Origin of the sequence: Prochlorococcus marinus XMU1404 (assembly GCF_017696175.1) — a bacterium.
Taxonomy (GTDB): Bacteria; Cyanobacteriota; Cyanobacteriia; order PCC-6307; family Cyanobiaceae; genus Prochlorococcus_A; species Prochlorococcus_A marinus_X.
Genome location: NZ_JAAORE010000001.1, coordinates 55,807 through 68,655 on the forward strand (window position 1 = coordinate 55,807; position 12,849 = coordinate 68,655).

General features: G+C 31.1%; 12 protein-coding genes and 1 tRNA gene. 8 read left to right on the top strand and 5 right to left on the bottom strand.

The annotated features are described in order from the left end of the window. The first annotated feature begins 79 nt into the window (after positions 1 to 79). Together HA144_RS00270 and HA144_RS00280 are read left to right on the top strand one after the other, a co-directional pair. Positions 80 to 1,042, top strand: coding sequence for an aldo/keto reductase (locus tag HA144_RS00270; RefSeq protein ID WP_209041413.1), 963 nt, complete (start codon positions 80 to 82; stop codon positions 1,040 to 1,042). Positions 1,043 to 1,668: 626 nt separating this feature from the next. Then, positions 1,669 to 2,793: a THUMP domain-containing class I SAM-dependent RNA methyltransferase gene (locus HA144_RS00280; protein WP_209041415.1), complete on the top strand. Its 1,125-nt coding sequence runs from the start codon at positions 1,669 to 1,671 to the stop codon at positions 2,791 to 2,793. 1 nt (position 2,794) lies between these two features. Here the strand turns inward: HA144_RS00280 and HA144_RS00285 are convergent, their stop codons facing one another. Both HA144_RS00285 and HA144_RS00290 read right to left on the bottom strand, forming a co-directional pair. After that, entirely contained in the window at positions 2,795 to 3,181 is a 387-nt protein-coding gene (locus HA144_RS00285; RefSeq protein ID WP_025932891.1) for a phage holin family protein, read from the bottom strand. 1 nt (position 3,182) lies between these two features. Further along, positions 3,183 to 3,644 carry a DUF883 C-terminal domain-containing protein gene (locus HA144_RS00290; protein WP_209041418.1) on the bottom strand — a complete coding sequence of 154 codons (462 nt, stop codon included), beginning with the start codon at positions 3,642 to 3,644 and terminating at the stop codon, positions 3,183 to 3,185. A gap of 188 nt (positions 3,645 to 3,832) precedes the next feature. Here HA144_RS00290 and HA144_RS00295 point away from each other — a divergent pair, with 188 nt between their 5' ends. From HA144_RS00295 to HA144_RS00310, 4 genes are all read left to right on the top strand, one after another. Then, positions 3,833 to 3,970: a hypothetical protein gene (locus HA144_RS00295; RefSeq protein ID WP_002806908.1), complete on the top strand. Its 138-nt coding sequence runs from the start codon at positions 3,833 to 3,835 to the stop codon at positions 3,968 to 3,970. Between the two features lie 82 nt (positions 3,971 to 4,052). Beyond that, on the top strand, positions 4,053 to 4,415 hold the full coding sequence (locus tag HA144_RS00300) for a hypothetical protein (RefSeq protein ID WP_209041421.1): 363 nt from the start codon (positions 4,053 to 4,055) through the stop codon (positions 4,413 to 4,415). Between the two features lie 76 nt (positions 4,416 to 4,491). After that, positions 4,492 to 8,082, top strand: coding sequence for a chromosome segregation protein SMC (gene smc, locus HA144_RS00305; protein ID WP_209041423.1), 3,591 nt, complete (start codon positions 4,492 to 4,494; stop codon positions 8,080 to 8,082). A gap of 45 nt (positions 8,083 to 8,127) precedes the next feature. Continuing rightward, positions 8,128 to 9,183: a PRC-barrel domain-containing protein gene (locus HA144_RS00310; protein ID WP_209041425.1), complete on the top strand. Its 1,056-nt coding sequence runs from the start codon at positions 8,128 to 8,130 to the stop codon at positions 9,181 to 9,183. Between the two features lie 3 nt (positions 9,184 to 9,186). Here HA144_RS00310 and HA144_RS00315 read toward each other — a convergent pair whose 3' ends face one another. Together HA144_RS00315 and HA144_RS00320 are read right to left on the bottom strand one after the other, a co-directional pair. Further along, positions 9,187 to 10,452: a glycosyl transferase gene (locus tag HA144_RS00315; protein ID WP_209041426.1), complete on the bottom strand. Its 1,266-nt coding sequence runs from the start codon at positions 10,450 to 10,452 to the stop codon at positions 9,187 to 9,189. A gap of 25 nt (positions 10,453 to 10,477) precedes the next feature. After that, positions 10,478 to 10,559: transfer RNA gene (locus HA144_RS00320), tRNA-Leu, on the bottom strand. Between the two features lie 261 nt (positions 10,560 to 10,820). On the opposite strand from HA144_RS00320, the gene accC reads away from it, so the two are divergent. Beyond that, entirely contained in the window at positions 10,821 to 12,170 is a 1,350-nt protein-coding gene (gene accC / locus HA144_RS00325) for an acetyl-CoA carboxylase biotin carboxylase subunit (protein ID WP_209041427.1), read from the top strand. A gap of 20 nt (positions 12,171 to 12,190) precedes the next feature. Here accC and HA144_RS00330 read toward each other — a convergent pair whose 3' ends face one another. After that, positions 12,191 to 12,493 (bottom strand): YggT family protein, encoded by a 303-nt coding sequence (locus tag HA144_RS00330; protein WP_209042510.1) that lies wholly within the window; start codon positions 12,491 to 12,493, stop codon positions 12,191 to 12,193. Between the two features lie 91 nt (positions 12,494 to 12,584). On the opposite strand from HA144_RS00330, the gene psbX reads away from it, so the two are divergent. Next, positions 12,585 to 12,770: a photosystem II reaction center protein PsbX gene (psbX, locus tag HA144_RS00335; protein ID WP_209041428.1), complete on the top strand. Its 186-nt coding sequence runs from the start codon at positions 12,585 to 12,587 to the stop codon at positions 12,768 to 12,770. Positions 12,771 to 12,849: the final 79 nt, after the last annotated feature.

Here is a 12,849-nt window from a genome sequence, read left to right on the forward strand (position 1 = left end):
TAAAACTTATTTTTTGAAATATTTTAAACAAGTTAATATTTTTAGATAACCTTATAAGGTTCCTTATTTAAATTGGCTAGTGAAGAAAAGAATTGGATTAGGTACGTGGTCTTGGGGGAATAAGCTTTTCTGGAATTACCAATCTACAAATGACGATGATTTACGTGAGACATATAATGAAGCGTTACGAAGAGGTTTCGATCTAATTGATACTGCAGATTCTTACGGTACTGGGAATCTTCAGGGTAGAAGTGAATTGTTGATAGGAAAATTTTTACTAAATACTCCTTCAGCAAAGAAAAAAAGAATTCAAGTAGCAACCAAACTTGCACCTTATCCCTGGAGAATAGGCAACAGAGGTTTTAATAAACCTTTTTTGAAAAGTTTAGAAAGACTTAATAATAAATTAGATATAGTGCAATTACATTGGTCAACTGCAAAATACAATCCTTGGCAGGAATTAGGGCTCTTGAATAATCTTTGCGATTTAAAAGATGAAGGCTTTGATTTTCAAATAGGCTTATCAAATATAGGCCCTAAAAGATTGATAAAATTAATTAATTTCTTAGCAAAAAGAGATCAGAGCCTAAAGAGTGTTCAAATACAGTTTTCTTTGCTTGCTCCCGATTTAGGAAAACAATATCAGGTAAAAAAAATTTGCGATGAAAATAATATTGATTTCTTTGCTTATAGTCCTTTGTCCTTTGGAATACTTTGTATTGATCCAGATAAAGAACAGAACAAAGAAAAAAGTTTTATTCGCAATGCATTATTTGAAAACTATAAAAAACCAACATATGAATTGCGAAGGTGTTTAAAAAGAATTGCAAATCAAAGATCAGTTTCCCAAGCGCAAGTAGCAATTAATTGGTGTTGTTATCAAGGAGCTATTCCGCTCGTTGGAATGCGAAAAAAATCTCAAGTTATAGATGTATCGAATGTATTCAAGTGGAATTTAAATAAAAGTGAATTTAAAGTACTTCAGGAATTTTCAAAAAAATGTTTAAAAAAAATGCCTAAAAATCCTTTTTCAAGTATTTAGTTAAATTTTTAGCTAGAAATCTTTTTATTTTTTTTAATTTGACAACTACTATTCCATAGTTCATTGGGAAATTTTTCGCCAGTGAATCTAATAACTTTAGGTTTCAGATTTATTATCAAGTCATCTAGGTTTTTATTAGGTTCCATTGTGTAGGATTTGGGTTTCTAATAAGATAAATTAATTTACAATCAATCTTCTCAGTATTTATACTCATAAAATTAAAAAATTTTTTTTTAATACAAGCAACTGCAGCAATATTTACACAATCATAAATTATCTATTACAACTTCTTAGTTATTTTAAAAAAGTGGAGTCCTTCCAGACTCCCCGTATCATTTGGTTGATAAGGCTGATATGACCCCATCTCCTTAAGGATCAAGCAGCAACTGGTGCTGTTTGACGGGAGAAACTAACGATTTTGTTAGCATTTGTGTTTTTGCTCTAACCGAGCCGGCTTCAGTCACCTTCCTTATGCCCCGTCGAAACCATTACAACCCCAAATAGTGGAGTTGAGCGGAATCGAACCGCTGTCCGAAACATCGGTTGAGATCACCTAGTCCAATTGGACATTTATATTCTGACAGGCAAAATGGTTATTGAATAGTTTTTTTTAAGTTTTATCGTATATGAATGTAGTTGCATCAGCTCCAGAGGGACTAGAGAAATCTTTAGCTGAGGAAATTTCAAATTTAGGCGGCTTTAATATTAATACCTATAAAAGATTTATTAATTTTGAATGTGATTTTGAAACTTTTTATAGAGTTCATTTCTATTCCAGATTAGCTTTTCGTTTTTATAGAGAAATTGCAAGTTTTAATTGCTATGACAAGCAATCTTTATATGCGGGGGTTAGAGATTCATTTGATTGGTTAAACTGGTTGCACTTTGATAAAACGTTTAATGTTCAAGTAACTGGGAGAACATCTTCTTTAAGTCATACTCATTTCACAGCTCTTGAAGTAAAAAATTCTATAACTGATTTGCAACAGGCAGTTTGGAATAAAAGATCAAATATTTCTCTAGATAATCCTGATTTTATAATTCATCTGCATTTAAATAATAATAAAGCAATTCTCAGTCTTCAAAGCAGCTTAGAAAGCTTACACAAAAGAGGCTATAGACCCGCAATTGGGTATGCTCCATTAAAAGAAAATTTAGCTTCTGGATTGATAAATATGACTCAATGGAATGGCAAAGTTCCATTAATAGATTTTATGTGTGGTTCGGGTACTTTTTTAATTGAGGCAGTCAACCAATTCCTTGGAGTTCCCATAAATATTGATCAGGCATATCTTTTTGAAAATTGGTTAGACTTTAGGCAAGATATTTATCTTAATGAAAAAAATAAGGCAAAAAAGAAAATCATAAATTATGAAAAATTACCAACAATAATAGGGTGTGAAATTAATAAAAATGTCTTTGAGCAGGCGAATCTAAACATATCATTAGCTGGACTCGAGAATTATATTGAGCTTATAAATAATGATTTTTTAGAACTCCAATTAAGTTGCACACCTGGGATCATCATATGTAATCCTCCATACGGCAAAAAATTAGGCGATGAAAATGAATTGATTAGTTTATATGAACAAATGGGAATCTTTCTAAAGAACAATTTTTCAGCTTGGGAATTTTGGCTCCTAAGTGGAAATCCAAAACTAACAAAATATTTGAAAATGAAATCTTCATTGAAAATTCCTGTTAGTAATGGGGGGATAGATTGTAGATGGATAAAGTATTTAATTAGGTAAATTATTTTTTGCCTAAAACGGCCTTTGTTGTCTTGCCTAAACCTTCTAATGTTTGAGGAAGATATGGTCCTTTGGCTAATTTTCCTCCAAGCTTCAAACTTAGGCCTGCAAGAAATAAATCGATAAATATTATGAGTAATAAATTATATTCAATATTCCAGTTATTATATTTCGCTAGAAAAAGATAAAAAATAATATGGATGCAAATTAGTACTAATAATAATAATGTACTGCCAATTGCTAAAAATATTCCACCACTAATTAATCTTCTTTTTTCTCTATCTACTTCTTGAAGAGCTATTCTGACATGCAAATCCATCACTGAACTTGCGATGGCTGAAATTCTGGAGGCCGTATTTGCAAAGTTTTTATTTTTTGGTTTTTCCATATTATTTTCTGCCACTGTTTAGGAGACTTCCTATTAGTAAACCAATACCAGCTGCAATAGCAATAGATAATAGTGGTTTTTTTCTTATTGGACTTTCTATTTTTGGTCTAAGTGTATTGTTAAGCTCTTCTAATAATTCTTCTAATTGACTTTCAATAGGCTCAATTTTTTCTGATATTTCCCAATTGTTTTCTCTTATTGAATCAATGATTTCAAATAGTTGGCTTTTTATTCCAATTGCTGAGGTTCCACTATGGCTAGCTATTACTTCAACTAAATCATCAATACTCCCTTTTGTGGCTTCAAGGGTTTGTTGTGCAATGTTAGGCCATTTTTCTTTTATTAAAGGTATTAAACTGTCAATTTTTTCAAGTAACCATTTTTCCAAGATAACTTCTTTTTCAGGAAGATCAGATTTATCTTCTTTTTCTTCTACTTCTTTGGGAGTATGGTAAGTCTCCATTATTCAAACTTATTTATTTTAAGATTAGACCCTATTTTCTTAATTTGGAACCCTTATTTAAAGAATTGTGCGATTTATATAGAATAAAAACATATAAAAGTTTATTTACATTTTATTCATCTACTCTGTTCTGTAAGAAGGTTTTGTTAAGCTATTACTGAATTTATTAAATGAGTTTAAATTTCATCATGGATATTACATTTGCATCATTAATTTTTGCATCTCGCACAATCCCTACAGATTTTGGATTAGTAGCTGCAGCTATCGCTGGAGCTGGAAGTTTGCTATTTATTGCTTTAAGATTTGTTCCTGATGCAAGTAATTAAATAACAGGAAACATCTCTTAGAAAATAAATCTTTACTCAACTTTGTTTTGAAAATAGATTCGATTTATTTATCAACTAGATAATGAATAAATGGGTTTTGCTTGAACATAAAGTTTATTCTGCTGAAGCTTTAGATATTCATTATGATTTTCTTGTTGAAAATGGGATAGATTGTTTAACTTGGAAATTTTTAAAACTACCTTTATTAAATCAAGCTTCTATAGAAATTTCTAAGCAGCCAAATCATAGACTTTTATGGCTGTCCAGGATAGAACATGAACTTTCTGATAATAGAGGGTTTGTAAAAAGAATTGATCATGGAATATTTAAAAATGTTTCTGATAAATTGGACTCTGAATATTATCGATTCATTTTGGATGGTGAACTTCTTTCTGGTTTGTTTGAAATTTCGGGTAATTCTTGTAGATTGAGCAAAAATTATTAATATTCATTTATAAATAAACGTAATATTTCTATTGAGAATTTTTGCAAATTAGTTATTCTTATTTAGCTATTGAGACTTGAGATTGGTACATATCAATCAGGTCGAGTTTGAAAATTTTAAATCTTTTGGGGGAAATGTAAAAATTCCTCTTGAAGAAGGTTTCACAGTGGTTACAGGCCCTAACGGTTCTGGGAAAAGTAATATTTTAGATGGAATTTTATTCTGTTTAGGTCTAGCTAATAGTAGAGGGATGAGGGCTGAAAGATTACCAGATCTAATAAATAACTCCAAAGTTAAAGAGGGTAAGTCATCAGAAACATCTGTATCAGTAAAATTTAATATTCAAGATTGGTCTCCCAGAGAGGATCTTCCGCCTTTGGAACTAGAAGAAGATGAAATTTCCCTTAATAAAGGTCAAAAAGAATGGGTAGTTTCTAGAAAATTAAGGCTTATGCCAGGTGGTTCTTATGCTTCTACTTATACTTCTGATGGCAAACAATGTACCTTGCAACAAATACAGAGAATATTAAGAGATATTAGTGTTGATCCTGAGGGCAGCAATGTTGTTATGCAGGGTGATGTAACAAGAATAGTATCAATGAATAATAAGGAGAGGAGAAATCTTATTGATGAATTAGCAGGAGTCGCACTTTTTGATACAAGAATAGAACAAACTAATGCAAAATTAAATGACGTTTTCGAAAGACAAGAAAGATGTGAAATTTTAGAAAATGAATTGCAATCTAGTAAAAATAAGCTTGAAAAAGAATGTGAAAAAGCAAAGCGATATAAAGAGTTAAAGGCAAAACTATTAAAAATAAGGGAATTAGAGAAAGTTCTTATTTTTGAAAAACAAGTTAAACATGTTGAATCTATAGAAAGAAAAGAAAGTGAAATTGAAAAAAAGAAAATTTTATTTAATAAACAAAAAGAATCTATTAGTAAAGAAATATTAGTCTTAGAAGATGCTTTGAAAATACTTGTTGATGAGCTTAAGGAGAAAGGCGAGGATAAATTGATTAAAGTGAATTCTGATATTGGAAGTATTAATTCTAGCTTGAGAGAACTTGATAGGATATCAAGTCTGAATAAAGAAGAAGGTATTAAATTACAAAAGCAGAGAGATGAAATTGCAATTTCTAAAAGAAATATTGAGTCAGAAAAGATGAGAAAAGAAAATTTCGATGATAATTTTTTAAATCAATTGAACTTGCAAATTGATGATCTCACTTCAAAACACAAACTATCCAGAAAAAAACTTTCTGATGCTGCTGGAGAATCTGGAGAATTCTCAAAACAAAGTATCAAATTAAATACTGAGCTTGAAAGTATAAAAAATCAAATTAATCCTTTGGAAATAAAAAAAAGGAAAATTGAAGAAGAAACTATCCAAAATAATATACAAAAAGATGAGATATTGTCACAGATCGAATGCTTAGACTTAGAAAAGCAGAAACTTTTGCAGGGAAATCAAAGTAAAAAAGAGACATCCGATACACAGAATAAAAACTTGGCAAGTAACAGCGCAGAAATTAATTCTTTAGAAAATGAAATCGATTTATTAATTAAAACTAAATCAAGGCTAAATAACGAGCAATTAAGGCTTGAAAAGGATTTATCTAGATTGGAAAGCAGGAAGGAAGCTTTAAACGAATCTAGAGGTTCATATGCCCTCAGAATTCTCTTAGAGGCAGGGTTAGAGGGTATACATGGTTATGTAGCTCAACTTGGAGAGGTCAGTGAGAAAAATAGATATGCATTAGAAATTGCTGCTGGAAATAGGTTAGGACAAATTGTTGTTGATAATGATCATATTGCTGCTAAAGCAATAGAAATTCTTAAAAAGAAGAAAGCGGGAAGATTAACTTTTTTACCTTTAAATAGAATTAAAAGTCAAAAAAAGAATTATGCAATTTCAAGATTTGAAAATAACAGGGAGAATGGATTTATTGATAAAGCTATTAATCTAATTACTTTTGATGAAGTCTATTCAGATGTTTTTCGATATGTTTTTGGAGATACTTTGGTTTTTTCAGACTTATCCTCAGCTAGGTTATCTACACAAAAAAATAGGTTGGTCACCTTAAGTGGTGAATTACTAGAAGCAAGTGGTGCTATTACAGGAGGTAGCAAGTTAAATAAAGATTTGGCTTATAGGTTTGGAATTAATAATGATATTGATGATTCTAGTCCTCTAAAAGAAAGATTATTAATTATCGAAGAAGCTTTAAAAGAGTCAAATAATGATTTGATAATAAAAAATAATAGACTTAGTAAATTAAATTCTAACCGCAGTCAAATTATTGAGGATTGTGCCTCATTTAATAAAGAAATTGAAGTAAATCAAGATTCCCTTAAAGTTGTCTCGCAAAGAATTGAGGATTGTAAATCGAGATTAAATAAACTTGATACTGCTAATAATTTATTAGTTAACGAGTTAGATCATTTAAAAAATGAATTGAAGCCTTATCACGATAAGTTTAATCAACTACAAACCATTCAAAAGGCAAATTATGAAAAAAATCAAAAATCATCATTAATAGCTTTTAATGACGATTTTAATAATCTTGATAAAAAACTTGAATTACTTATTAAGGAGAGAAATACATTACTAGATAAAAAGAATCAATTTGCTTTAGATAAAGAGCGTATCAATAATTCATTAAAAATTACTTTACTACAAGAAAAAAACTTGCAGGAATCTATTAAACAACTCGCAATTGCTCATAGTGAATGGATAGAAAAAAGAGATGAATTTAAAAAAGAGCTTTTAGATCTCGATAATCAAAAAAATTCTCTAGAAAGGGATTTAGGTTTATTGAGAAGGAAAAGAGATGAATTAAACTCTTCAATTTCAAATAAAAGGCAAGAATATAATAACTATCTGTTGAAGCTTGAATATCTTGAAAGGGATATGCATTCTCTTAAAGAAGAGATGAGGAGCGAGAAAATAAAATTAGAAAATTATAAAAAAGATCTACCTAATCCTTCGCCGCATTTTGGAGAATATGAAGGAAAAACTCTTGATTTTTTGCAATCAGAAATCTCGATCATAAATGGAAAACTACAAAGCTTAGAACCTGTGAATATGTTGGCTCTTGATGAATTAGAAGAATTAATTGAGAGATTAAATGGTTTGCGAGAAAAATTGGAAATTTTATCTAATGAAAGATCTGAATTATTGCTGAGAATAGAAACTGTATCGACGATGCGTCAAGAGGCTTTTATGCAAGCATTTAAAGAAGTTGATAAACACTTTAGAGAAATTTTTGCCAATTTATCTGACGGAGATGGTTTTCTTCAACTTGAAAATCCTAATTCTCCTTTAGAAGGAGGATTAACTTTAGTGGCTCATCCTAAGGGAAAAAATGTCAGAAGATTAGCCTCTATGTCAGGTGGTGAAAAATCATTAACTGCTTTAAGTTTTTTATTTGCTTTGCAGAAGTATAAACCTTCACCTTTTTATGCATTAGATGAGGTTGATAGTTTCTTAGATGGCATAAATGTTGAAAGGTTGTCAAAATTAATATCTAATCAGTCATCAAATGCTCAATTTATAGTCGTAAGTCATAGAAGGCCTATGATTAGTGCGTCTGAACGCACAATTGGTGTTGCGCAAGCAAGAGGTGCTAATACTCAAGTTCTTGGGTTACCAAATGCTGCATAAACACACTTTTTTAAATTTATACGTCAGAATGATAAAAAGCTATTTATGAGTTTGTCTAACACATCTGCTAATAAGAATAGCCCTAACTCGGTTCCTAGTGAACGTTTATGGTTAAGGTCAGAATTAATGGGAACGCAAGTTATAACTACTGATACTGGTAGGCGTTTAGGCGTAGTTGGGGAAGTTGTTGTTGATATCGATAGAAGAGAAGTGGTCGCTTTGGGACTAAGAGATAATCCACTCACAAGATTTTTACCAGGGTTGCCAAAATGGATGCCTTTAGAAAGTATAAAGCAAGTTGGAGATGTCATATTAGTTGACTCCCTAGATTCTTTGAGTGAAAGTTTTTCTCCAGAAAGATATGGGAAAGTAATTAATTGTCAGGTTATTACAGAATCTGGACAACTTTTAGGGAGAGTTCTTGGCTTTTCTTTTGATATTGAGACTGGGGATTTGATTTCTCTTGTTATGGGTGCTGTTGGTGTTCCACTTTTAGGTGAGGGAGTTTTAAGTACTTGGGAAATTCCTGTTGAGGAAATCGTAAGTAGTGGTACTGATAGGATTATTGTTTATGAAGGCGCTGAAGATAAATTGAAGCAACTTAGTAGTGGTTTACTTGAGAAACTTGGAGTAGGGGGTTCTTCATGGGATGAAAGGGAAGCAAATGGATACTCAGCAAATCTTGTACCTGTAGAGAATCAGTTACTTTCAGGTTCGGAATCAGAACAGCAAAACACTTTGGTAGAGGAATATGAAGAAGTTGTTAAACAAGATGATTATGAAGATGATTATGAAGATGATTATGAAGATGAACTTGAATATGTTGAAATAAAGGACCCTTCAGAGGAAATGAATAACAGAAAAAAGCTTTATATGGATAATGATTATTCTGATCAGATTGAGAATCAAAATAGTATTAATCCAATAGAAGAAAACAACAATATTGATTTAAAGCAAAAGAAACAATCAAGTACTAATTTAGCTTCGAAAAGACCAATTCAAAATTCAACTGAAACTTTAGATATTGAACCACTAGATGAAAAAAATTTAGTTCAAGATAATAAAAAATCAAAAAAGTTTGAAATTGATGATCCTTGGTAATTGCTAAAGTTTTTTTATTGAACTAAAAATTATAGAAGCAAGTTTTTTTGCAGCACCTATATCGCCTCTTTCTTTGTGTAGATTATCCCTAATACTTTTTAATTGATCTTTATTTTTAATAAGAAATAATGCTTCTCTTGCAACTTTTCTAGGGGAAATATTACCTATCCTTTCAGGGACAATCAATTTTTTAGCTTTAATATTTGGCCAAGCAAAAAACTTCTTTTTTTTAAGATAAAAATTTTTAATTATAAAAGTTAGGCATCTATTTATAAATGAAATTTTTCCAATTACTCCAAAAATTCCATCCCATGCATTCATCACATTTAAATGTTGAGTTGGTAGAACAACTAACATTGGAAGAGTAATTGCTGCTAATTCTGCAGTATTTGCTCCTACAGTTGTAATTGCAAGATCACATTCTTTTAATATTTCATAGCAAGGGTGTTTCTTGATTAGATAAATTTTTGTATTTTTTGATGTTTCAATTACATAATCAAAACGAGAGTCTTTGAAGTTTTGAATTGTTTTGATTTTTGATGAGTAATATTTAGTAATTGGATTTTTGTTGCTTTGAAAAAATAAATATTCACTTTTATCAGTAGTTGGGGCAATGGGGATTATAAAATTTATATTTTGATTTTTTTCAGCAATATGATCTGCAACTTCTAAGAAGAAAGGAATTCCAATAGAAAGTTTTGCTTTTTTAGAACCAGGAAACAATGCAATATAGTGTTTTTCTTTATTTCTTAATGATATTTCACTATCAATTTTGATATCTGCCATCAAATCGCCAATGACTTTACATTTATATTTATATCTTTTAGGTATTAACTCTTTTACTTTTACATTCATAGCAGCAATTTCGTTGGTCCATTGCGGCCAACGCGAAACCCATTCAGCATATGTGATATTTAAATAACCCAATCTTTTAGATAATAAAATGCTCCAAAATTGATCCCCACCAAGGAAAATAACTACCCCTTTTTTTGGCCAATTCGCAAAAGAATGTGGCTTGATTAATAATTTCCAAAAACTTTTGGCTTTTGTAATTAATTCGAATTTATTCCATGAATTTGCAACTAAAAATTCTTTACCAGTTGCATTTGGGCAAGGAACTAGGACTAACCTCAGAGTGAAATTAAGTTTATCGTTACCACATAGTGATTTATTTATTTTGTTAAGCTCATCCACTACAGGATTTACCCATGTAGTTAATTCACCAGGACCATTGGAAACTATAACAACTGCAACTGGATTTTTTTTCATTGCAGTTTAGCAAGAATACATTAAATGCGGACGGCGAGACTTGAACTCGCAAGGCCGAAGCCACACGCTCCTTAGACGTGCGCGTCTACCAATTCCGCCACGTCCGCAAAGGGTTCTTAGCAACCGGGGGATACCTAAACCTTAGAAATATCATACATTATTGGCTGAAATAAGCATGTAGTTCTAAAAGAGTATTTTTGAATATGATGAATAATTTTTCTATTGCATAAAACAAATATTTATACATATATAACGTTCTAGGTTGTATTGTAAAAAATGTCCTCTGATCACTAAAAAATTTTGTTAAATACTTTGGCAAATAATTTTTTATTTTAAGTCATTTTCATTTCTTCAATTTAATTTTCATAATGGTTGAAAAAGTTTTAATTGCTAATCGTGGAGAAATAGCTTTGCGAATTGTCAGAAGTTGTAGAGAACTAGGTATTGCAACCGTAGCAGTTTTTAGCACTGTAGATAAAAAAGCATTGCATGTTCAGCTTGCTGATGAAGCGGTTTGCGTTGGAGATTCGTTAAGTAATAAGAGTTATTTAAATATTCCCAATATACTTGCTGCTGCTACATCGAGAGGAGTTGATGCTATTCATCCTGGTTATGGATTTCTTGCTGAAAATGATAAATTTGCTGAGATGTGTAACGATCACGGCATAGTTTTTATTGGTCCATCTCCTAAAGCTATTAGATCTATGGGAGATAAATCTACAGCTAAAGAAACTATGGAAGCAGTTGGAGTTCCAACAGTACCTGGTAGTAAAGGTTTGTTATCAAATATAGATGAGGCTTATCAATTGGCAGATGATATTGGCTATCCGGTAATTATTAAAGCCACTGCTGGAGGAGGTGGAAGAGGTATGAGATTGGTCGAAAATTCCGATAATCTCGAAAAAATGTTTAAAGCAGCACAAGGTGAAGCAGAAGCAGCTTTTGGTAATGCTGGTTTATATATGGAGAAATTTATAAAGAAGCCAAGACATGTAGAAATTCAGATTTTGGCGGATAGATCAGGCAATGTTGTTCATTTAGGAGAGCGAGATTGTTCAGTTCAAAGAAGACATCAGAAGTTACTGGAAGAATCTCCTAGTCCTGCGATTAACGCTGAACTAAGAAAAAAAATGGGGAACGCAGCTATTGCTGCTGCAAAAAGTATTGGCTACGAAGGAGCTGGTACAGTTGAATTTTTAGTCGATGATGATGATAATTTTTATTTTATGGAAATGAATACTAGGATTCAAGTTGAACATCCTGTTACTGAAATGGTTACGGGAGTTGATTTAATAGCTGAGCAAATTAAAATTGCAAGCGGAGTAAGCTTGGAATTTAGTCAGAATGATATCCATTTAAACGGTCATGCCATTGAATGTAGAATAAATGCTGAAGATCCGTCTCATAATTTCCGACCATCACCTGGAAAAATAACTGGGTGGCTTCCTCCTGGTGGGCCTGGTGTAAGGGTGGATAGTCATGTTTATACCGGCTATGAAATACCTCCTTTCTATGACTCTTTAATTGGTAAATTAATAGTTTGGGGAAAAGATCGTAATACTGCAATTAAACGTATGAATAGGGCTTTAAATGAATGCGCAGTAACTGGTATTCCTACAACAATTAACTTTCATCTGACCTTACTGAATAAATCTAAATTTAAGGAAGGAAAAATACATACTAAATATGTAGAAGAAGAATTATTGCCAAATTACTGAGAAAAGTTAAATGATTTCTATTAAATATGTGTATGAATTGCAAGTTTTATGAGTCCTTGTTGACCAACTAAAATCTCTCTTAAAAAGCTTATCACTCCAATCCATATTACCGGTCCAACGTCAACTCCTCCAATAGGAGGAATGAATTTTCTTGTTAAATTAAGAATAGAGTTTGATGGTATTGAAATTAATAACCATAAACCTTTACTTAAATCAATTTTTGGGTACCAACTAAGAATTAATCTTATTAGAAAAACGATAGTTAGATATGAAAGAGAAATCCCTAAACTAACATCTAAAATTTGAAGAGAGTTAACAAGCAAGGAAATCACAATTATTTAATTCATCTTAATAAATAACCCACTGAAACGTATTTAATTCGTATTATAAATTGAGAATTTAATATTTAAAAAAGTGTTTCAAATCTCAAATTTATCTCTAGTCGCAGATTTTTCTGCTGAAGTTGCAAATAATTCTGCAGTTGGAATGATAGGTAGTTTTATTGCTGCTGCTTTACTTATCGTTATTCCAGCCAGTGCATTTTTGATTTTTGTCAGTCAGAAAGATTCCCTCGATCGTACTTCTACAGGAAGACGCTAGTTTTTGTAAAAGTTTTAAGTACACTATATATATAGGGAATTTAAGAAACCCTTTTAAAAATAAATTTTGGAGAAAGAAT

Coding starts and splice junctions, on each gene's coding strand:
- HA144_RS00280 (WP_209041415.1), top strand. CDS start 1,669: ATGAATGTAGTTGCATCAGCTCCAGAGGGACTAGAGAAATCTTTAGCT.
- HA144_RS00285 (WP_025932891.1), bottom strand. CDS start 3,181: ATGGAAAAACCAAAAAATAAAAACTTTGCAAATACGGCCTCCAGAATT.
- HA144_RS00290 (WP_209041418.1), bottom strand. CDS start 3,644: ATGGAGACTTACCATACTCCCAAAGAAGTAGAAGAAAAAGAAGATAAA.
- HA144_RS00295 (WP_002806908.1), top strand. CDS start 3,833: ATGGATATTACATTTGCATCATTAATTTTTGCATCTCGCACAATCCCT.
- HA144_RS00300 (WP_209041421.1), top strand. CDS start 4,053: ATGAATAAATGGGTTTTGCTTGAACATAAAGTTTATTCTGCTGAAGCT.
- HA144_RS00310 (WP_209041425.1), top strand. CDS start 8,128: ATGAGTTTGTCTAACACATCTGCTAATAAGAATAGCCCTAACTCGGTT.
- HA144_RS00315 (WP_209041426.1), bottom strand. CDS start 10,452: ATGAAAAAAAATCCAGTTGCAGTTGTTATAGTTTCCAATGGTCCTGGT.
- accC (WP_209041427.1), top strand. CDS start 10,821: ATGGTTGAAAAAGTTTTAATTGCTAATCGTGGAGAAATAGCTTTGCGA.